Source organism: Pseudomonas sp. AC016, assembly GCF_979253365.1.
Window position 1 is genome coordinate 712988 of sequence record NZ_CEEDCC010000001.1, and the last position, 18138, is coordinate 731125.

20 protein-coding genes are annotated in these 18138 nt (G+C 59.7%); 6 read left to right on the top strand and 14 right to left on the bottom strand.

Annotation, left to right across the window (positions count from 1 at the left end):
* Positions 1-44 precede the first annotated feature (44 nt).
* The 3 genes from AC0IXS_RS02935 to AC0IXS_RS02945 all read right to left on the bottom strand — a co-directional run bounded on the left by AC0IXS_RS02935 (position 45) and on the right by AC0IXS_RS02945 (position 2962).
* Positions 45-1064 carry a TRAP transporter substrate-binding protein gene (locus AC0IXS_RS02935; protein WP_025993500.1) on the bottom strand — a complete coding sequence of 340 codons (1020 nt, stop codon included), beginning with the start codon at positions 1062-1064 and terminating at the stop codon, positions 45-47.
* 63 nt (positions 1065-1127) lie between these two features.
* Positions 1128-2408, bottom strand: a complete 1281-nt coding sequence (locus AC0IXS_RS02940) for a TRAP transporter large permease subunit (RefSeq protein ID WP_122669221.1) — start codon at positions 2406-2408, stop codon at positions 1128-1130.
* Positions 2405-2962: a TRAP transporter small permease gene (locus AC0IXS_RS02945; RefSeq protein ID WP_057411060.1), complete on the bottom strand. Its 558-nt coding sequence runs from the start codon at positions 2960-2962 to the stop codon at positions 2405-2407. Before AC0IXS_RS02945 ends, AC0IXS_RS02940 begins: the two co-directional genes overlap by 4 nt.
* A gap of 47 nt (positions 2963-3009) precedes the next feature.
* On the opposite strand from AC0IXS_RS02945, the gene AC0IXS_RS02950 reads away from it, so the two are divergent.
* Both AC0IXS_RS02950 and AC0IXS_RS02955 read left to right on the top strand, forming a co-directional pair.
* Positions 3010-3294 (top strand): hypothetical protein, encoded by a 285-nt coding sequence (locus tag AC0IXS_RS02950; RefSeq protein WP_155516765.1) that lies wholly within the window; start codon positions 3010-3012, stop codon positions 3292-3294.
* 231 nt (positions 3295-3525) lie between these two features.
* Positions 3526-4476: a DNA/RNA non-specific endonuclease gene (locus AC0IXS_RS02955; protein ID WP_349346954.1), complete on the top strand. Its 951-nt coding sequence runs from the start codon at positions 3526-3528 to the stop codon at positions 4474-4476.
* A 27-nt stretch (positions 4477-4503) separates the two neighbouring features.
* On the opposite strand, the gene AC0IXS_RS02960 is transcribed toward AC0IXS_RS02955, so the two are convergent.
* From AC0IXS_RS02960 to AC0IXS_RS02975, 4 genes are all read right to left on the bottom strand, one after another.
* On the bottom strand, positions 4504-5424 hold the full coding sequence (locus AC0IXS_RS02960; protein WP_029243509.1) for a substrate-binding domain-containing protein: 921 nt from the start codon (positions 5422-5424) through the stop codon (positions 4504-4506).
* 17 nt (positions 5425-5441) lie between these two features.
* On the bottom strand, positions 5442-7427 hold the full coding sequence (locus AC0IXS_RS02965; RefSeq protein WP_057409365.1) for a methyl-accepting chemotaxis protein: 1986 nt from the start codon (positions 7425-7427) through the stop codon (positions 5442-5444).
* Between the two features lie 200 nt (positions 7428-7627).
* Positions 7628-8461 (bottom strand): DUF1206 domain-containing protein, encoded by an 834-nt coding sequence (locus tag AC0IXS_RS02970; RefSeq protein WP_057409367.1) that lies wholly within the window; start codon positions 8459-8461, stop codon positions 7628-7630.
* A gap of 122 nt (positions 8462-8583) precedes the next feature.
* On the bottom strand, positions 8584-9675 hold the full coding sequence (locus AC0IXS_RS02975) for an SMP-30/gluconolactonase/LRE family protein (protein ID WP_471823724.1): 1092 nt from the start codon (positions 9673-9675) through the stop codon (positions 8584-8586).
* 185 nt (positions 9676-9860) lie between these two features.
* Here AC0IXS_RS02975 and AC0IXS_RS02980 point away from each other — a divergent pair, with 185 nt between their 5' ends.
* The 3 genes from AC0IXS_RS02980 to AC0IXS_RS02990 all read left to right on the top strand — a co-directional run bounded on the left by AC0IXS_RS02980 (position 9861) and on the right by AC0IXS_RS02990 (position 11801).
* On the top strand, positions 9861-10232 hold the full coding sequence (locus AC0IXS_RS02980; RefSeq protein ID WP_057409369.1) for a hypothetical protein: 372 nt from the start codon (positions 9861-9863) through the stop codon (positions 10230-10232).
* A gap of 3 nt (positions 10233-10235) precedes the next feature.
* Positions 10236-10418, top strand: a complete 183-nt coding sequence (locus tag AC0IXS_RS02985) for a DUF1289 domain-containing protein (protein WP_004886489.1) — start codon at positions 10236-10238, stop codon at positions 10416-10418.
* A gap of 105 nt (positions 10419-10523) precedes the next feature.
* Positions 10524-11801: an MFS transporter gene (locus tag AC0IXS_RS02990; RefSeq protein ID WP_244652919.1), complete on the top strand. Its 1278-nt coding sequence runs from the start codon at positions 10524-10526 to the stop codon at positions 11799-11801.
* On the opposite strand, the gene AC0IXS_RS02995 is transcribed toward AC0IXS_RS02990, so the two are convergent.
* Positions 11788-12534, bottom strand: coding sequence for a carbon-nitrogen hydrolase family protein (locus tag AC0IXS_RS02995; RefSeq protein WP_471823726.1), 747 nt, complete (start codon positions 12532-12534; stop codon positions 11788-11790). The two genes, AC0IXS_RS02990 and AC0IXS_RS02995, sit on opposite strands and share 14 nt — an antisense overlap.
* A 345-nt stretch (positions 12535-12879) precedes the next feature.
* Here AC0IXS_RS02995 and AC0IXS_RS03000 point away from each other — a divergent pair, with 345 nt between their 5' ends.
* Positions 12880-14181, top strand: coding sequence for an Nramp family divalent metal transporter (locus AC0IXS_RS03000; protein WP_029243514.1), 1302 nt, complete (start codon positions 12880-12882; stop codon positions 14179-14181).
* 183 nt (positions 14182-14364) lie between these two features.
* Here AC0IXS_RS03000 and AC0IXS_RS03005 read toward each other — a convergent pair whose 3' ends face one another.
* The 6 genes from AC0IXS_RS03005 to AC0IXS_RS03030 form a co-directional block, all read right to left on the bottom strand.
* The gene (locus tag AC0IXS_RS03005) at positions 14365-14766 is read right to left on the bottom strand and encodes an ExbD/TolR family protein (RefSeq protein ID WP_471823728.1); all 402 of its coding nucleotides are present in this window, start codon (positions 14764-14766) and stop codon (positions 14365-14367) included.
* 1 nt (position 14767) lies between these two features.
* Positions 14768-15490: a MotA/TolQ/ExbB proton channel family protein gene (locus tag AC0IXS_RS03010; protein ID WP_320470679.1), complete on the bottom strand. Its 723-nt coding sequence runs from the start codon at positions 15488-15490 to the stop codon at positions 14768-14770.
* Between the two features lie 84 nt (positions 15491-15574).
* Positions 15575-16360 (bottom strand): energy transducer TonB, encoded by a 786-nt coding sequence (locus AC0IXS_RS03015; protein WP_471823730.1) that lies wholly within the window; start codon positions 16358-16360, stop codon positions 15575-15577.
* Positions 16361-16670: 310 nt separating this feature from the next.
* Complete coding sequence (locus AC0IXS_RS03020; protein ID WP_471823732.1) at positions 16671-16853, bottom strand: DUF2188 domain-containing protein; 183 nt, start codon at positions 16851-16853, stop codon at positions 16671-16673.
* 89 nt (positions 16854-16942) lie between these two features.
* A complete protein-coding gene (locus AC0IXS_RS03025; protein WP_161987333.1) occupies positions 16943-17437 on the bottom strand; it encodes a copper chaperone PCu(A)C in 495 nt (164 codons plus the stop codon).
* Positions 17431-18036 carry an SCO family protein gene (locus AC0IXS_RS03030; protein ID WP_471823734.1) on the bottom strand — a complete coding sequence of 202 codons (606 nt, stop codon included), beginning with the start codon at positions 18034-18036 and terminating at the stop codon, positions 17431-17433. Before AC0IXS_RS03030 ends, AC0IXS_RS03025 begins: the two co-directional genes overlap by 7 nt.
* Positions 18037-18138: the final 102 nt, after the last annotated feature.

An 18138-nucleotide genomic window follows, 5' to 3' on the forward strand; every position in this document is an offset into this window, starting at 1 on the left:
TGCAGCGTCAGGCCCGCCGGACGGGCTCTGACGCGACAATGGCTCTACTGTGCTGCGCGTGCCTTGGCAATTTCGTCATACATCATCTTCACCAGACCGGCATCCAGTTGCTGGGAAAACTCGTCGATGACAGGTTTTACGCGCTCACGAAAACGGTCTTTCTCGGCAGGAGAAATGTCGTTGACCGCAATCTGCTTCTCCAGATTGGCCCGGGCATTGTCCATGCTGGCGGCCGTCACTTCACGCTGGAAGACCTGAGCCTTGGCGGCGGCGTCGCGAATCAGTGCCTTTTCATCGTCGTTCAGGCGATTCCAGGTTTTCTGACTCATGATCAGCGACTGCGGATTGAAGATGTGTCCGGTCGCGGACAGGTATTTCTGCACTTCGAAGAACTTACTGCCTTCGATTACCGTGTACGGATTTTCCTGACCATCGATGGTGTGCTGCTCGAGACCGGTGTAGACCTCGGGAAACGCCATTGGCACCGGGTTGGCGCCAAGGGCCGAGAAGGTTTTCAGGTAGATTGGCGACTGGATGACGCGGATCTTCAGGCCCTGCATGTCCTCAAGGCGGGTGATAGGGTGCTTGCTGTTGGTTACATTGCGAAACCCGAGGTCCCAATAGCCCAGGGCGACCAGCCCCTTGCTGTCGAGCTGCGCTGCGAGCTTCTGGCCGACCGGGCCGTCGATGACCGCATGGGCTTCTTTCACGTCGTTGAACAGAAACGGGAAATCGAGCATTGCGAAGTCAGGCGCCTGAGCGGCGAGAATCCCGGAATTGAGTACCGTAATGTCGAGCGTGCCGCCCTGCAAAGCCGAGACAGTCTGCACATCGCCGCCCAGCGTGCCGCCTGGAAACAGCCGCACCTTGATCTTGCCGCCACTGCTTTCGCTCAGCAGGTCAGCGAATTTCTGTGCGCCCTGCCCTTGCGGATGCTCCTTGACGTTCTGAAACGCAAAACGCAGGGTGCGTTCGCGAATCTCTGCCGCATGGCTGGCCACACTCGCCAGCAACAGGCTGGTGGCGCAAGCGCCGGCCAACAGGGTCTTCATCAGTTTCTGCATGTCATTCTCCGGTCTTGTTATTGGAAATGGAGTGATTGAAAGCCAGCGGCTCCTGCCTCTTTGTCATCGGGTCAAAAAGCTCAGCGGAACCAGCACCAGTTGCGGGAACAGCACCAGCAACAACAGCACGACAAACTGCGCCAGCATGAAAGGCCAGACGCCTCGAATGATCTCGTCCATGCTGATTTTCGATACCCCGCACACCACGTTGAGCACGGTGCCAACAGGCGGCGTGATCAGGCCGATGGCGGTGTTGATCAGAAACAGCACACCGAAATAAACCGGGTCGATACCCGCCATGGTCACGGCAGGCATCAGAACCGGCGTCAGGATCAGAATGGTCGGGGTCATGTCCATCACCGTGCCAACCATGATCACCAGCAGCATGATGACCATCAGCAGCAGGGTCGGGTTGTCCATGAACGGCTCGAGCAATGCCGCCAGTTGGTCAGGCAGCTCTGCGATCGTCACCAGCCACGACGACACCATGGCTGCGGCCACCAGCAACATCACCACCGAGGTGGTCTTGGCGGACGACAGCACCAGCTCGTACAGCTGATTGATCTTCAGTTCGCGGTAGATCACCAGCGACACGAACAAGGCATAAACCGCTGCAACCACGGCCGCTTCCGTCGGCGTGAAGATACCGAACTTAAGGCCGAACACGATGATCAGCGGCAAGCCCAGCGCCCACGAGCCATCCGTCAGCGTGCGCAGGATTTCCTTGCCGCTGCGTTTGGGCGGCGGTTCGACGTTCTCACTGCGCGAGACGAACCACCAGGCGATGGCCAGTGCGGCACCCAGCATTAACCCAGGAACGATCCCGGCCAGAAACAACTTCGAGATCGAGACCCCGGACGCGACACCGAACACGATGAAGCCGATGCTTGGTGGAATGACCGGCGCAATGATGCCGCCCGCCGCGATCAGACCCGCCGAATGCGAACGATTGTGCCCGGCATGAACCATCATCGGCACCAGCAATGCGGCCAGCGCGGCAGCATCAGCGACTGCAGAACCGGACAACGAGGCCAGCAGACAGGATGCGATAATCGCCACATAGCCCAGCCCGCCGCGCTTGTGCCCGACCAGCGCCATGGCGATGTTGACGATGCGCTTGGACAAACCGCCTGCGTTCATGACTTCGCCAGCCAGCATGAAGAACGGCACGGCCATCAGCGGGAAGCTGTCGGCGCCGTTGAGCAGGTTCTGAGCAATGATCTGCGCATCGAACAGGTCCAGATGCAGCATCAGCGCGACACTGACCAGCAACAGCGCGAACGCAATCGGAATCCCCAGCGCCATGCTGCCCAGCAGCGATCCGAGAAAGATCATCAGGGTCATGGTCGATTACTCCGGGTAGCAGCAGGCGCATCGGATTTGATCACGGTCTCGGCTTCGTTTTCCCTGACCATGACCAGCGCCTCCTCGTCCAGCTTGCCGCTGAGCGCCAAATACAACTGATACAGGAGGATCGCCGCAGCGCTGACGCCGAATACCAGCCCGGCTGCATAGAACACCGCCATCGAAAATCCGGACGCGGGCGCCACGACATGCAGATTGATCAAGGCCTGCTGCCAACTGCCGCTGGAAATCAGCCAGCAGATATAGAGCATCAGCAGTTGTCCGGTAACCAGGCATAGGCGCCTGCCCATCGGCGGCAAGCGTTTGACCAGGCTGTCCAGGCCCAGATGTCCCCGCTCTTTCATCGCCACCAGCGCGCCAAGAAAAATCATCCACACGAAGAACCAGCGTGAGAGTTCTTCCGACACGCTGATGCCGGAGTTGAATGCATAACGCAGCACGACGTTGCCGAACACCAGCACGACCATGGCCACCATGCACAACACGATCAACAGTTTGAGCAGCTTGAAATACAGATCGACGATTTTCGTCATTGGCGGACCTCGCAGATGCACAAGAGCCAGCGCAGCGGTCAGACATCATGAAAGCCATCTCGGGATGGGCGTCATGGGGCGCAACTGCGCTGAAACGGATGGGCGAATCGAAAAACTACTGCGAGCGAATCCAGCCAATACCTGCATATTGGGCATTGACGAACGGCGAAGGTGAAACGGAAAGGATCAATCCCTGGAGCATGACGGTGTGCCTCGATTGTTCTTATTGTGTTCCTGCCTGGAACGGCGCAGGCGGATGTGCAGTAAAAATGTACCAGCCGGTTAATAACGTCAATGGGTTTTTGATTGTCGTAGGGTGGACCGAATCCTGAATTCATCGATCAAAATTGCCGAACAGCAGCCAAAAGCTATGATCCGTGCCGAATAAATATTTTTTAAGGATCATTACCTCACCCGGGCACGCACAATACTGGGCGATTATCGGATAATAATTTACAAGGATGAATGCGATATAGGGGCTCCACACCACGTCTTCGACGCAGCGCTGTCATGCGTCTATGGTGAACTTGACGCAATCCACGCCCACCGCCGGAGCAAGCGCAGTGCCTGACAAGACCTTGAAAGCCGACCTGACCTATCGCCCTCGCCTCGCCGACCTCAGCCCACTCAACCCACCTGCCGGGCTGCTGGCACCGCAAGCCGAGCCACTGGTGGCGCCACGCACCACGTCTGCCAGCGACCTGAAGTCGCGCAAAGGCTACGCGGAAGATTTCCTCGGCGACTTCGTTGTGCCTTGGCCAGCACCGGACACTGAGCTGGCCGCCGACGTCTATCCCCTGAAGAACGCCGGGGATCGCCTGGACTACATGCACTTTTCCATCACCATGTCGCGCAGTCGGCGTCTGGCGCTCTACGTGGGCGTGAACATCGATGGCGACAGCAGCGTCGAGGTCAAGCGCAGTAACGATTCGTGGTCGTTCGACGGCAGGCTGCCTGCCGACGCGCAGATTGGCGAGAGTCTGTATGCCAGCAACCTGCTGGACCGCGGGCATCTGGTGCGGCGACAGGATCCGAACTGGGGCAAGGACGCACAAACCGCCAATACGGACACCTTCCATTTCACCAACTGTTCGCCACAGATGAGCGCGTTCAACCAGAAGACCTGGCTTGAGCTGGAAGACTACATTCTGGATAACACCCGCCGCTGGAAATCGCGGGTCACGGTGTTCAGCGGGCCCATCCTGCGCGATGACGACCGCAGCTACCGCAACGTAAAAATCCCTTCGGCATTCTGGAAGGTCGTGGCGTTTCTTGGCGACGATGGCAAGCCTTCTGCCAGCGCTTACATGATTGATCAGAGCCGCGAACTGGGCGAGTTGAGCATCGTGTTCGGCCAGCTCAAGACCTGGCAACGCAGCGTGGCGCAGATCGAACAGCTCACCGGTATCCATTTCGGCAAGCTGGCGGACTATGACGGTTTCTCCAACGAAGAGCGCCTGACCGGTACCCGCATCGAGGCGCAGATTCGTGGTCCGCAGGACATCCGGCTGTAAACAACAGCCGAACGCCCTGTCCGTGCATTACTCGAACTGCTGGCGGTTTTCCGGCGTGATCAGCTTGAACGGCACCCAGATCACCGGAGACGCCAGCGTTTCGCCGCGCGCCATGCTCAACGCCGCATCCACCGCACCGTTGGCCTGACCGACCGCGTCCTGAAACACACTCACGGCCAGCTTGCCCTCGGCCATCAGTTTCAGCCCGTCCGGCGTGCCGTCGATGCCGCCCACCAGATAGTCGCGGGCATTCTTCCCGGCCTTTTCAAGGCCCATGATCGCGCCGATGGCCATTTCATCGTTGTTGGCAGCGATGATCGAGAAGTCCACGCCCTGCTTGACCCAATCGATGACGATCGTCGCGGCCTGGCTGCGTTCCCAGTTGCCGATTTTCTTTTGCACGACTTTCATGTTCGGGTATTTGGCGACGACCTTTTCCACGTCTTCGGTGCGCATGACCGAGGACTTGTTGCTCGGATCACCGACCAGAATCACCACATTGCCCTTGTAATTGGCACGCCGCGCCAGTTCTTCCGCCTGCAGAGTGCCGGACTCCAGTTCGTCCGAACCGACGAACGCCGTCTGCGGCGGCCACTTGGCGGGTTCCGGATTGCGGTTGACGAACACCAGCGGAATTTTCGCCTCGTTGGCCAGACGCATCATCTCCGGCGCGCTCTTGCCGTTGACCATCGCGACGACAATCGCGTCGACTCTGGAGCTCACCAGGTTGCGGAACTGGCGCATCTGCAGCTCCACATTGTCCTGGCCGTTCTCCATGAAGATATCGGCGTCGAGCACTGCTACCTGCTTCTCCACACCGTGACGCAGGATGGTCTGAAAGTTGTCGTTGTACTTGGCCATGCCGACGCCGACCAAAGGCGTGCTGGCGTGAGCCAGACTGGCGGCCAGCAGGCTGGCACCCAGGGAAATCGCTAACCATTGCTTCATGTTCTGACTCCCGGGCATCAAACGCTGAAATGATGGAGCAGCTCGCGCTGATCCCTGGCCATTTTCGACAAGTCCTGGCTGCTGCTGGCCGATTGCTCGGCACCGTCTGCGGCCTGCTGGGCTGAGTCGTTGATGTGCGTGACCATGCGGCTGGTTTCCTGCACCGTCGCACTCTGCTCTTCGGTAGCGGCGGCAATCTGGATGTTCATGTCGCGAATGGTGCCCACCGCCTCGCCCATCTCCTGTAACAGCTCATCCGCGCCGGACGCCAGCGTGACGCAATGATTGGACTGGATCTGGCTTTCGTTCATGACCTGCACCGCAGAATGAATCTTGCTCTGCATCTGGCCGATCATTTCCTGGATTTCGCTGGTGGACGTCTGGGTGCGGCTGGCAAGCGACCTGACTTCATCGGCAACCACCGCAAACCCGCGGCCCTGCTCACCCGCCCGCGCAGCCTCGATGGCGGCGTTGAGGGCCAGCAGGTTGGTCTGTTCGGCGATGGTGCGAATCGCATCGACAATGCCGTCGATGTTCTGGCCGTACTTCTGCAACTCATCGGTCACCGCTGACGCCTTGTTGACCTGCTCGGCCTGCTGGCGAATGTTGACGATGGTTTCAGCCACGCGCTGCTGAACCTTTTCGGTCAGCTCACTGGTGCTGTCCACCGCGCTGCGGGTGTCCTGGGCACGCCGGGCGACTTCCTCGACTGTGCTTTCCATTTCGTTCATGGCCGAAGCAGCCGAGTGCAGACGATCCTTCTGCTCATCGACCACCCGCGTGGTCTGCTCGCTGATCTGCGCGTTGTTGCTGGCGGTCAGCGCCAGGGTATCGGCCGAGCCGATCAGCTCGCGGAAGGTTTGTTGCAGGGACTGGGTGAACTCGTTCAGGTAGCCACCCAGCTCGCCGAACTCGTCCTTGCGGCTGACATCGAACCGCACGCGCATGTCGCCTGTGCTCAGGGTCTTCAGTACCTCGCGGAACGCCGCCAGCGGGCGACGCAGGCTGAAGGCCACCCAAGTGCCGATCACGACAGCCGCCAGCACCGCCAGAATGCAGGCGACCAGCAGCAGGCTCAGGCTGGTGGCGATCGTCGAGTCAGCACCCTCCTTGGCCTCGTTGGCAACCGCCAGCGACTGGTTGCCGAATTCGCCGATCTTGTCCAGCGTGGCCTGAAGACGTGCTTCGGCGGCCTGGCGCTGCTTGCCGACCTGATCAGCCAGCGCCGCTTCCTGACGATAGGCCTGATAGACGCCGTCAGCGCCGGTCAGGTCATTGAGCAGACGGTTGACCATCACCCCGGCAATACGGCCTGCGCGAGGGTCGGCGGCGGTCAGTTCGCGAGCGCGGGTGCTGATCACTTCGTCCTGAAGATTGAGCAGGCGCTGCAGGGTTTGTATGTCGGGCGTCGCAGCGTGCGCGGCCAGACCTTCGTAGGACTTGCCCACTTCCAGCAGCAACTTCTCGGCTGCGGCGACGTTGTCAGCCGAACCGGTCGTGCGCTCGCGGGCAATATAGTCACGCAGGTAACTGGTCAACTGGACGCCCTCGCTGCTGCTGTAGCCCTGCAGGACACGGGCCTGCTGCATCTGGATGACGTGTTGACGATGACTGGCGATCAGGGTCTGCGCCTGCTCGGCATAGGCCGCGCTGAGCTGCTTCTCCTGTGCCAGGTTGTCGCGCAGCCCGGCGCGGTCGCCGATGTAGGCTGGCGTGCTGTCGAGCAACTGATTGAAACGCGCCATGCTGTCGTTGAACGGCTGCTTGCCGTCATCGATCTGCTTCGGGTCATTGCTGACCAGCACGCCCAGCAGCGCCTGGTTGGCGCGCAGAACGTGAACATACAGCTCGCTCGCTGCACGGCTCAACGGTGCCGATTGTCCCGTGATCACGGTCAGCCGGTCGCTTATCGAATGGGTGCTCTGATAACTGATACTCACCATGGCGAGCAACAGCACAACCAGCACGGCAAACCCACCAATCACTCGCTGAAGAATGGTCATGGCTGTCCTCTTTTGTTTTTATGGTGCACCGGATGCTTTGCGCGAGGACGCCGGGGACGTCGACACGCAAATGGGTCGGAGCTCAAAAGAGGGTGTCGGCTGGGGAACAGGCGACTTGAGGCAGGGTTCACACTATTTCATGTTGCTCAGGGAGCGCCCGATGTCGCCTCAGGCGCTGCCCTGATCTGTCCTGATAACGCTCAGCGAAAGTGTCGCGCAACCGCTTCAGGTGCATCGGGAACATCCATGTTGATGCGACGCCACGCCGCCTGGGCAAAGCTGTACACCGAAAAGGCAATCAGCCCGAGCGCCACGATCAGCAGCACCAGTCCGCCGGCTGGCAGATCCTGCAGACCGTTGAGCGCATCTTTCATGCCCGGAGGATGCATCGCCTGATAGCTGGAACCGCTCACGGCCAGCAATACCGCGATCTCGATGAAGGCCACGCCCCTGGCAATCAGACCGAAGCGCGAGACAGGACGCACGTAGCGCATGACGTCTTCGTCGGCCTCGAAATACTTTTCGAACGACGCCTTGTAGCCCTTGATGATGTGCACGATGCCCAGTGCCATCGGCACCAGCGCCACCACGTAAACGAGCAGGTTGGAGTGATCCCAGGACAGGATCGACTGCAGCAGATCCTGTGTCTGGCCGCCACCCGAACCACCGGAGCTTTTCAGGCCGCTGATCAACAGGCCTGCGGCGAAGAACGCCAGCGCGCCATAGGTGAAACCGCCGACCAAGAGACCACCACGAATCACCAGTCCCTTGAGTTCGCGCCCATGATGATCGACATCGCGGGTCGCTTGCAGCACACGCCAGGCGGCGAATGCGAGCAGGCCGACCACGACGATGCCGACCAGCACGTTACCGAACGGCTGACTCAACAAGGCTTCAAGGCTGCTATGGCTGTCTGCGGGTTGCGAGGAACCCTGCGCCGCCAGTACGGCGAACAGACCGATGATCAGATAGACAACACCACGAGCGGCGTAACCGCCTCGTGCAAGCATGACAAGGCTGCGTTGCGCAGACATAAGGACCTTCCCTGAAAAGAGTGATACACGAACAGACCCGTGACCACTCCAGGGGTTCGAAGCATTTTCGAAGCAATTGAGGTGCAGAGCGAAATGAATCGCTCTGCCACTTTGAGGCTGCCTCAGGCGAAGGTCGCGCCCCGGGCGTTCACGAACAGTGAATACAGCGAATGGCTGCTCGCCATGAACAGCCGGTTGCCTTCCCGCCCGCCGAAACAGACGTTGGCGCAACGTTCCGGAAGCGTGATGTGGCCGATGGCTTTGCCCTGCGGATTGAACACCCGCACTCCGTCGAGCTTTTCAAGATCGGCCTGGGGATTGCCATTACCCCCCCAGCCGCACCACAGGTTCCCGTTCTCGTCGCACTTGATGCCGTCGATGGCGGCGTAATCCGCACCCTCGACGTGCTTGCGGCGCGCGCCGAGCGTGCCGTCATCGTTCACGGCAATGGCCCAGATGATGCCGTTCGGCCTGGCGCGACCTTCTACGACATAGAGGGTTTTCTCGTCCGGCGCAAAACACAGGCCGTTCGGGCCGGCCAAGTCATCGATGACCCGACTGACCTTGCCATCTGCGGGATCGATGCGATACACCCCGAAAGGCTGGGACTGAGGCACCTTGTGGCCCTCATAGTCGCTGTTGGCCTGGAACATCGGGTCAGTGAACCAGATCGAACCGTCGCGCTTGCAGACGATGTCGTTCGGTGAATTGAAAGGCTTGCCTTCGAAACTGTCGGCCAGCACGGTGATGCGTCCATTGTATTCGGTGCGCGTGACACGCCGCCCTTCGCGGGTGGTGAATGACCCTTCGCACACCAGCAGACGGCCTTGACGATCACGGCACATGCCATTGGAAAAATTCGAGTGTTCGCGGTACACCGAGAAACTGCCGGTAACCTCGTCCCAACGCATGATGCGATTATTGGCAATGTCGCTGACCAGCAGGTAGCGGCCATCGCCAATCCATACCGGACCTTCGGCCCAGCGCATGCCGGTCGCGAGTTTTTCGACGCTGGCATTGAAGATGCGCAGCTCCATGAAGCTGTCGTCCAATATACCGACCAAAGGGTCGGGGTAGCGCTGGGTCAGTGGCTCGGCGAGAGAAAAACGCGGCAATGCGCCAACGGCTGCGACGGTCGCGGAGACCGCCAGCGACTTTTTCAGAAATCCCCTGCGGCCCTGATCGGTAGCGGTACCTGCTTGAGAAAAATCCATGGGTGCGTCCTTATTTATTGTTAGAGGAGTGACATCGCGCCTTGTCGACGATGCCCAGGCAGTAGGACAGCGTTGAGGTCGCTCAAGTGCGATGTGCATTCGACAATGAACAGGCTGGGGCTTGAAACCACAATCAGGTATCGTGCTGCGCCTTTATTCATCTCATTTCTTTGAGGGCTTCAGCCATGCCGTCGAGCAAACGTGAACAGGCACAGGTAGAGCGACGCTTGATTGCAGCGCTGACGCAGTCCTGCGAAACGGCAAAATCGGAGATCCCGGGCTTCTGCTGGTTGACTCATGAAATCGATTACGCAAACTTCCCGGCCAGTCTTCAGGTGATCTGGGCATTCGACACCGTGGCCGCGAAAGATCAGGCTTTGAGCCGGGGGCTGGATCAACGCATGATCCAGTTGACTGCCGAGGCGCTGGATGAACTTGATATCACGTTGAAGACGCTGGCTGGGCACGTACACTTCGACAGCGAAGAACAGTGCCTGCGCGAGAACGGCGGCAATTGGGAACTGCGACTTTCACGTAAGTACGCCAGACGAGGTTGACCCATGGCCAAGGACATCGAAAACCCCTGTATTTCCGTGTGCCAGCTCAGCGGTGATCTGTGCGTGAGTTGTGGGCGGACCAAGGATGACATTCGCAAATGGAAGCGCATGAAGCGTCCGGAGAAAATGGCAGCCGTGCAACGCGCCACTCAGCGCATGAAGAGCCTGCAGAAAAAGACTGTCTGACTCCGCTTATTCATGAAACATGCTGAAACTTCTTTAAAACGGCTCGGGTCTGTATGCCTCGTGGCTCGGTGGGTTGGAGTCTGACGAATTACGAGAATGCTCGCCTTGGCCAGTCATGCAGATCGCCGCAATACCCTCTCCCTGGACAGCCTGAACTTTTTCCTCGCCGACGTGCGCGATGGACTGGGTCCCTACCTCGCCATTTACCTGTTGGCGGTCCACAAATGGGACCCGGCCAGCATCGGCGTGGTGATGACCATTGCCGGTATTGCCGGGCTCGTGACCCAGACACCCGCCGGAGCCCTGATCGACCGAACGAAGTACAAGCGCGCGATCATTGCTGCTGCCGCGTTACTCGTAACCTTGAGTTGCCTTGTTTTGCCGTTCACCTCGTCGTTCACCCTGGTCGCGTTGACCCAAGCCCTGAGCAGCGTCGCCGCATCGGTGTTCGCACCCGCCATCGCCGCCATTTCGCTGGGTATTACCGGACCGCGTGCCTTCACCCGACGCACCGGACGCAACGAAACCTTCAACCACGCGGGTAATGCCTGCGCGGCGCTGCTGGCCGGTGGATTCGCTTACCTGTTCGGCCCGGTTGCAGTGTTCTACCTGATGGCGGCCATGGCGCTGGCCAGCATCCTTGCCGTCAGCTTCGTTTCCGCCGATGCGATCGACCATGATGTGGCCCGAGGTTTCGACGCCAGTCATAAGGTGCATGACGGTGCTCCGTCGGGCCTGAAGGCTTTGCTGAGCAACAAGCCGCTGCTGTTGTTCGGCATCTGCTGCGCCCTCTTCCACTTGGCCAACGCCGCGATGCTGCCGCTGGTGAGCCAGAAGCTTTCGCAGATCAACATGCAAATGGCCACGCCGCTGACCTCGGCCTGCATCGTTGCCGCGCAATTGGTCATGGTCCCCGCGGCTTTGCTGGTGGGCATGAAAGCAGACGTATGGGGTCGCAAACCCTTGTTGCTGGCAGGCTTTCTGATTCTGCCGATTCGCGGCGTGCTCTACACGTTGTCTGATGACCCGTTCTGGCTGGTTGCAGTACAGATGCTCGATGGCATCGGTGCGGGTCTGTTCGGCGCTCTGTTCCCGTTGATGGTCAAGGACCTGACCCAAGGCACCGGACGCTTCAACGTCAGCCTGGGCGCGCTGTCGACGATGTTCGGTCTCGGGGCTGCGCTGAGCAACAGCCTGGCAGGTTTCGTGGTGCACTCGGCGGGTTACAGTGCCGCGTTCCTGACCCTCGCCGGTGTGGCGGCGGCGGCGTTCTGCCTGCTGTGGTTCGCCGTGCCAGAAACCCTCGCTCAGGCGGAGCAAGGGTCTGGAAAGGGCCCGACCGATTCCGACCCTGACGCGATGACCTCCGTCACGCCAGCCTGATCACTTGCACCTGCCAGCCTTGCGGCTGGCAGGTCGCAATCACCAGTCCATTTCCGGTGCCTTCCAGACCGCCGATCCAGACGCCCTCTTCATCCCACAAACCGCTGCGACCGGCCGATTCCCAACCGCCAGTAGGTCCGCCGTGGTTGGCCATGAGAATGGGCAGTCCATGGTGCCGGGCGTGCCCCTGCAGCAGCGCAGCATCCTTCTCGTAACCGCCGGGGGAGATCAGCACGCTCGCTGCGTACACCCACGCCTTGCCCTCCGCCATGCGTTGAACATGCTCGGGATGACTGAAATCGGCGCAGACGCACAGGCCTATCCGTTGTTGCCCCAATGGCAAAAAACAGTCTTTCGATCCGGCACTGAACACGACGTCCTCGCCGGGATGCAGGTATTGCTTGGCGTACGCGGTGACATCGCCCTGCGCGGTGAAGGTCAGCGCGCCGATGTGGACAGTGTTGTTGGGACCCTTCAAAGGGATGCCGACGGTGGTTGCCAGATTCAGTTGCATCGCCAGTGAGCGGATGGACTCCAGACGGTCGTCTTCAGGAAAGACCGCCAGTTCACGGGCGATGTCCGGCTCGTAGCCGATCAGGGACAGTTCGGGGAACAGCAGGTACTCGGCGCCTTGGTCTGCGGCGCGGCGCATGAAGGTCAGATGCCCCTCGAGATTGCGCGCAAGCTGGCCCCGCTCGGAATGGAACTGCGCGGCGGCGAGGATCGGTGGCATGGAGGCTCTCTGTTGGTTGATCGTGCAGGTCGGGGTTCTGTCTGCGGCATTGTGCGCGAACTATAGACCGGACGCAGAGCGTCCTGAGAGGCATTACCACGCAGAGCGTGGTAACGATCAGTGTGACGGCTGAAGACGATCGTGCCCATCGCTCGGCGTGGGCATGCCTACCGTGACGCTCCGCGTCACATTTGTGCCGCGCGACGCATTTCAGATGGGACGCAGAACGCAGAGCGACCTGCATTCACAACAAGTTACATTTGAATCCCCACGCATGTTGTACGACGTCTTATCTTATCTGTGACTGTCTTTCATCTCACTACAATAACAATGGAGATTCGACACATGCCTGGCACCCCTTCGATTGAAGAAAAGGCAACGTCCGTCGCAGAACCCCGCTTGAAAAAGCTCGCCAAACTGTTGGGACCCGGCATCATCGCCGTATTGTCCTGGCTAGGCGCGGGCGACCTGATCACGTCTTCGGTGGCCGGTGCGAGTTACGGGTACGCGATGATGTGGGTGCTGGCGATTTCGCTGCTGCTCAGGTTTCTGATCGTCAACATCATTGCCCGCTTCCAGCTCTGCAATAACCAGGGCATGACCATCCTGCAGGGCTACGCGCAGCTGCATCCGTTCTTCGCCTGGTTCATGCTGGCATACGCACTGCTGATGGGCCATCTGATCAACGCCTACATGATCAAGGGTGCCGGTGAGGCGCTGGCGATGTTGCTGCACATCAACCAGCCGCTGCTCTGTTCGGTCGCGGTGGTGATTGCCGTGTGGTTGCTGGTGGGACGCAACATCTACGCGATGATCGAAGGCGTGATGAAAGTGCTGCTGGCGATCATGACGCTGGCCTTTCTGACCTTGGCGATCATGTCCGGGCCGGATGTCACCGGCATCATCAAGGGCACTATTGGTTTCAGCATTCCGCCCGATGAAGGCGTGCATGGCGCGCTGCTGGTCGCGGTGTCGGTCATCGGTGCAGTCGCCGGTTCCATTGCCAACTTCGTTCACCCTTACGTGATGCGTGAAAAGGGCTGGATCGGTCCGCAACACAAACGCATTCAGCGCAACGATCTATTGTTCGCAGTCATCGTCGGCATCGTCATCAACCTGGCGATCTGGGTGGTGGGCGTCGAGATTCTGCGTCCCAACGGCATTCAGGTGAACACGCTGGGCGATCTGGGCAAGGCGCTGGAACTGTTCTTCGGTCCGCTGGGCTGGTACATCTTCTTCATCGGCGTGTTCGCCACGCTGTTCGCCAGTATTTCCGGCAAGACCACGGCGTTCCCGATGCTCATCACCGACGCGTTCCAGCACATCCGTCCCGAACGCCGCACACGCTACGGCAAAGAGTTTCACCGTGATCCGATGCACAAGTGGTTCATGCTGTTCATTCTGGTGACCCCACTGGTCTGGTCGCTGCCAGGCATGCCGGACTTCGTGACCCTGACTCTGGGCGTCAACGCGCTGAACATCGTCGGCCTGCCGATCATCTCGCTGGGCCTGCTGATCATGTCCAACCAGAAATCCCTGCTGGCCAAGGAGTACCGCAACAACCTGTTCGAAAACATCGCACTGACCTTCGCCACAGGTCTGGCGTTGTGGGTCGCGTTCCAGCTGGGAACCGAGCTGCTGGCGTAATCTGATCATGATCAGGCGCGGTGAGCTGCCCGGCTCACTGCGCCTGAATCTGTGCTGCGTCCCATCCACCACCCATCTTGCGCCACCTTCCTGTAATAGAACGCTGCGACGACACATAAAAAAGAGGCCGCATCTGCCTGAGAATGCGGCCCCAAAAAGTGAATGTTCTGAGCCTGGCAGCGGCTATCTGGCAGTAATCACCGACAGTTTGGTAATACCGGCGCGCTCGATGGACGCCATGGCACGCGCCACCTCGCCGTAATTCACACCGTCGTCGGCCTGCAGTTGCACGCGCACATCCGGCGCTTTTTCCCTGGCGGCCTTGAGGTTGGTTTCCAGCAGGTCCGGCTGGATTTCATCCTTGTTGATGAACAGATTGCCCTGCCCGTCGATGCTCACCACCAACGGGTCTTTCTGCTCCACCGGTGCGACGGATTCGGTCTTGGGCAGGTTGATCGGAATCGAGTTGGTGAGCAGCGGCGCGGTGACGATGAACACCACCAGCAGTACCAGCATCACGTCCACCAAAGGCGTGACATTGATCTCGCTCAGCACTTCATCGCTGTCCTGAGTGGAAAAGGCCATGTCAGGAAGCCTCCTTCACTTTTTGCGCAGTGCCGTTTGCACCTGACTTGAGCACCGGATGCAGCAGCACCCGGAAGGCGCTTTTCTGCGCCAGGCTGTAGAAGTCGTGGGCAAAGTCATCGAGATCGGCAACCGTCAGCTTCAGACGGCGCAGGTAGTAGTTGTAAACGAGCACCGCAGGCACGGCGACCGCAATACCGACGCCCGTTGCCACCAGTGCAGCACCGATAGGGCCTGCCACGGTTTCAAGGCTTGCGGAGCCTGCGGCACTGATCCCCTTGAGCGCCGACATGATGCCCCAGACCGTACCGAACAGGCCGATGAAGGGCGACGTGCTGCCGATACTGGCGACAATCGCCAGACCGTTTTCCAGCGATCGACGCTCGCGCACAATCTGCTGACGCAACGAGCGTTCCAGTCGGTCCTGATGATTGATGGACTGGCTCAGGTCGTGGGGCTGCGCAGTCTCGTTGACCTGAATGGCGGCGTAACCGGCCAGTGCAACGCGGGCGGCAGCGCCCGGCTTCTCGTGAGCCAATTGGGCTGCGGAATCCAGGCTCGACGCAGCCCAGAACTGCTTGTGAAACGTGCGATCCTGAGCCTTGAGGCGTGAGAACTGCACGCCCTTGAGCAGGGCCAGGCCCCAGGTAGAAACCGAAAAGATCACCAGCAGCCAGATGACGGCGTGTTCGATGGATTCAAACGGCGAAGCAAGTAGGCTCATGGCGCAGCTCTCTCTGAACAAGGCATGGGGTGTCGCGATGCGCCTTTTGTCAGGTAGCCCGCACGGTCAATCGAATACGTGGATTTAGTTGATATTGAAATCGATGGGCACACTGACCCAGCCGTCCTGGGCAACATCGCCCTGCTTGGCGGGCACGAAGCTCCAGCGTTTCACGGCAGCCAGCGCGGCGGCGTCGAGCGACTCGCGGCCGCTGCTTTTCTGAATCTGAATCTCGCCGGGTTTGCCGCTGGCCAGGACGTGAACGCGCAACATCACGGTCCCCTCCCACCCGCGACGCATGGCAAGCGAGGGGTATTCCGGCGCGGGATTGCGTAGATAACCGGCACTGGCCGAAGCCGGCGTGACGGGTTTTGGCGCGGGCGGCGCTGGAGGTGCAGGTGCTGCGACTGGCGGCGCTGGCACAGGCGGCGCAGGCGTGGACTCAACGGGTTTCGCGACCGGCTTCACGACCGGTTTGGGCGGTGGCGGCTTGACGGCCAGCTCATCCTCGACCGGAGGCGGCGGTTCGACCACAGGCTGTACGACAGGCTCGGGTGGCGGCGGCGGTGCCTCCACCGGCGGCGCAGGTCTTGAAAATTCGATGGTCATCGGCGGAATTTCCGGCGGCACCACCGGTAACGCGGGCGTCGGTTTCTGACTCAGCCAGTAGATCACCGCGCCGTGCAACACGAGCGCAAACACGCCCAGCAGGATGGCTTCCCGACGTCCGAGAACAGGTTTGGGATTGCTGTGCAGTCGCGTCGATGACAAGGGGCCACGAAAGGGACGCCCCAGATCAACCAGGTCGCCACTCGGCGTCTGGCGCCATGGCACATCATGTGCGCTGGCGGCGGTCTGGACATTGCCCATTGATACGCTCCTGTATTTTTTAATAAAAAATCCAGGTTCTGTTGGTATCAGTCACCTTTCCAAAGTTGATGTGGCAAGGCAATCATGGCTTAAAGATACTTGTTCCTTAAAAGAATATTTGGCTCGCTGGTTATTCTTTTAAGAGATATAAACTGGTTAGGCGGAATCGATACAAAGACCGTGGGAGGCGGCTTGCCGGCGATGGCGTCAAGTCAGTCAATGCTGGGCTGCCTGAAAAAACGCATCGCCGGCAAGCCGCCTCCCACAGTTGGCGTCCGCTAAGAAGCTTGCAGAACGAGGGCTTTCCACATCAGGCCGGACGCGACTTGCCCCAGTCACGAACCGGCAGGGAAGCTGCGTAGGCCATGGCTTCCTGTCGGGTGTTGAATGAGGCAAGTCGGTCTTTAGGGGTACACACGGTCCAGGGACCGCAGTTGACGCTGATCAGTTGATAGCCGTTGATCTGGGTCTTGGAAAGCATGGGAGCACTCATATTCACCTCCAGTAGCAAGAGAAATATCGTGATGCCCCGCCTACCTTACTCCTGAGCGACCCGTCTGTGCGGGCCGCTCGGCCGACAGATCAATGCCCGCTGTGATCGCCATGACCGCTGTGTGCGTCAGCGGTCAAGGACCTGGCCACCGCTGTCACTTTGATCGACTCCTTCACACCCTTGGCGTTTTCAACGGTCAGGGTCAACGGCACCTGATCGCCCTCTTTGACCTGCGCCAGCAGCCCCATGAACATCACGTGATAACCGTCGGCATCGAGCGCCACGGTCTTGCCCGCCGGCAGGTCCACGGAGGCCACCTGCCCCATGTTCATCACATCGTTTTTCATGCTCATCTGATGGATCTGAACAGTCTTGGCAACGGGCGAAGCGACATCCACCAGTTTGCTGTCCTCGCTTGCGGTGATCTGCATGAATGCACCGGTTGCAGGCTGGCCCGGCACTGTGGCGCGTACCCAGGCATCATCAACCCGTGTCTCGGCAAACGCATGAGCACTCAGCCCCAGCAGCGAGACAGCCAGCAGCATCGGTTTTACGGCGTTACGAATCAGCGTATTCATCAACATACTTCCATCAAAGTGAGCAGATCTTCGGCGCATTGCTGGGCAGACAACTTGTGCGACAGGCCCAGACGCAGGACACCACGGGTGTCATAGACATAGCTGGTGGCGGTGTGAGAAATCGTATAGGTATCGCCAAGCGGGACCTTTTCGAAGAACACACCGAACTCTTTCGCCGTGGCAGCGGTTTCTTCAAGTGTTCCGGACAGGGCGACGAAGGTCGGATCGAACGCTTTCACGTAGGCATCGTTCACTTCGGGCGTGTCGCGCTCCGGGTCAAGGGTGATGAACACCACCTGAAAGGTCTTGCCGTCCTCGCCCATCAGCTTTCTGATCTGCGCAGCGCGGGCAAGCGCTGTAGGGCAGATGGCGGGACACTGGGTGAAACCGAAGAACACCATCGGCATCAGGCCGCGAAAGCTCGACAGCGTCTTGACCTCGCCCTTCGGGTCCTTGAGCCGGAAGTTGCGACCGACGATTTCATTGCTCATGTCCTTGCCATGTTTGAACGGCAAGGCATTGGAATTGCCGCAACCGGCCAGCAGGCCAAGGCTGAGCAGCGAGAGGCCGGAGACGACCTCGCGGCGGGTGAAATTCTGCGTCATGTATTACGTCCCTTGAAGGATAAGGCGCGACCACTGGTATTGAAGTCAGCTGTCGTTCCCGTAAACCGGCAGGCTCAACAGCGTTGATGCCTGACCACAAAC

What these genes read in the sequence shown, in the direction of transcription:
- AC0IXS_RS02935 (WP_025993500.1), bottom strand. Translation starts at nt 1,064, where the DNA reads ATGCAGAAACTGATGAAGACCCTGTTGGCCGGCGCTTGCGCCACCAGC.
- AC0IXS_RS02940 (WP_122669221.1), bottom strand. Translation starts at nt 2,408, where the DNA reads ATGACCCTGATGATCTTTCTCGGATCGCTGCTGGGCAGCATGGCGCTG.
- AC0IXS_RS02945 (WP_057411060.1), bottom strand. Translation starts at nt 2,962, where the DNA reads ATGACGAAAATCGTCGATCTGTATTTCAAGCTGCTCAAACTGTTGATC.
- AC0IXS_RS02950 (WP_155516765.1), top strand. Translation starts at nt 3,010, where the DNA reads ATGAAAGCCATCTCGGGATGGGCGTCATGGGGCGCAACTGCGCTGAAA.
- AC0IXS_RS02960 (WP_029243509.1), bottom strand. Translation starts at nt 5,424, where the DNA reads ATGAAGCAATGGTTAGCGATTTCCCTGGGTGCCAGCCTGCTGGCCGCC.
- AC0IXS_RS02965 (WP_057409365.1), bottom strand. Translation starts at nt 7,427, where the DNA reads ATGACCATTCTTCAGCGAGTGATTGGTGGGTTTGCCGTGCTGGTTGTG.
- AC0IXS_RS02970 (WP_057409367.1), bottom strand. Translation starts at nt 8,461, where the DNA reads ATGTCTGCGCAACGCAGCCTTGTCATGCTTGCACGAGGCGGTTACGCC.
- AC0IXS_RS02975 (WP_471823724.1), bottom strand. Translation starts at nt 9,675, where the DNA reads ATGGATTTTTCTCAAGCAGGTACCGCTACCGATCAGGGCCGCAGGGGA.
- AC0IXS_RS02980 (WP_057409369.1), top strand. Translation starts at nt 9,861, where the DNA reads ATGCCGTCGAGCAAACGTGAACAGGCACAGGTAGAGCGACGCTTGATT.
- AC0IXS_RS02985 (WP_004886489.1), top strand. Translation starts at nt 10,236, where the DNA reads ATGGCCAAGGACATCGAAAACCCCTGTATTTCCGTGTGCCAGCTCAGC.
- AC0IXS_RS02995 (WP_471823726.1), bottom strand. Translation starts at nt 12,534, where the DNA reads ATGCCACCGATCCTCGCCGCCGCGCAGTTCCATTCCGAGCGGGGCCAG.
- AC0IXS_RS03000 (WP_029243514.1), top strand. Translation starts at nt 12,880, where the DNA reads ATGCCTGGCACCCCTTCGATTGAAGAAAAGGCAACGTCCGTCGCAGAA.
- AC0IXS_RS03005 (WP_471823728.1), bottom strand. Translation starts at nt 14,766, where the DNA reads ATGGCCTTTTCCACTCAGGACAGCGATGAAGTGCTGAGCGAGATCAAT.
- AC0IXS_RS03010 (WP_320470679.1), bottom strand. Translation starts at nt 15,490, where the DNA reads ATGAGCCTACTTGCTTCGCCGTTTGAATCCATCGAACACGCCGTCATC.
- AC0IXS_RS03015 (WP_471823730.1), bottom strand. Translation starts at nt 16,360, where the DNA reads ATGGGCAATGTCCAGACCGCCGCCAGCGCACATGATGTGCCATGGCGC.
- AC0IXS_RS03020 (WP_471823732.1), bottom strand. Translation starts at nt 16,853, where the DNA reads ATGAGTGCTCCCATGCTTTCCAAGACCCAGATCAACGGCTATCAACTG.
- AC0IXS_RS03025 (WP_161987333.1), bottom strand. Translation starts at nt 17,437, where the DNA reads ATGTTGATGAATACGCTGATTCGTAACGCCGTAAAACCGATGCTGCTG.
- AC0IXS_RS03030 (WP_471823734.1), bottom strand. Translation starts at nt 18,036, where the DNA reads ATGACGCAGAATTTCACCCGCCGCGAGGTCGTCTCCGGCCTCTCGCTG.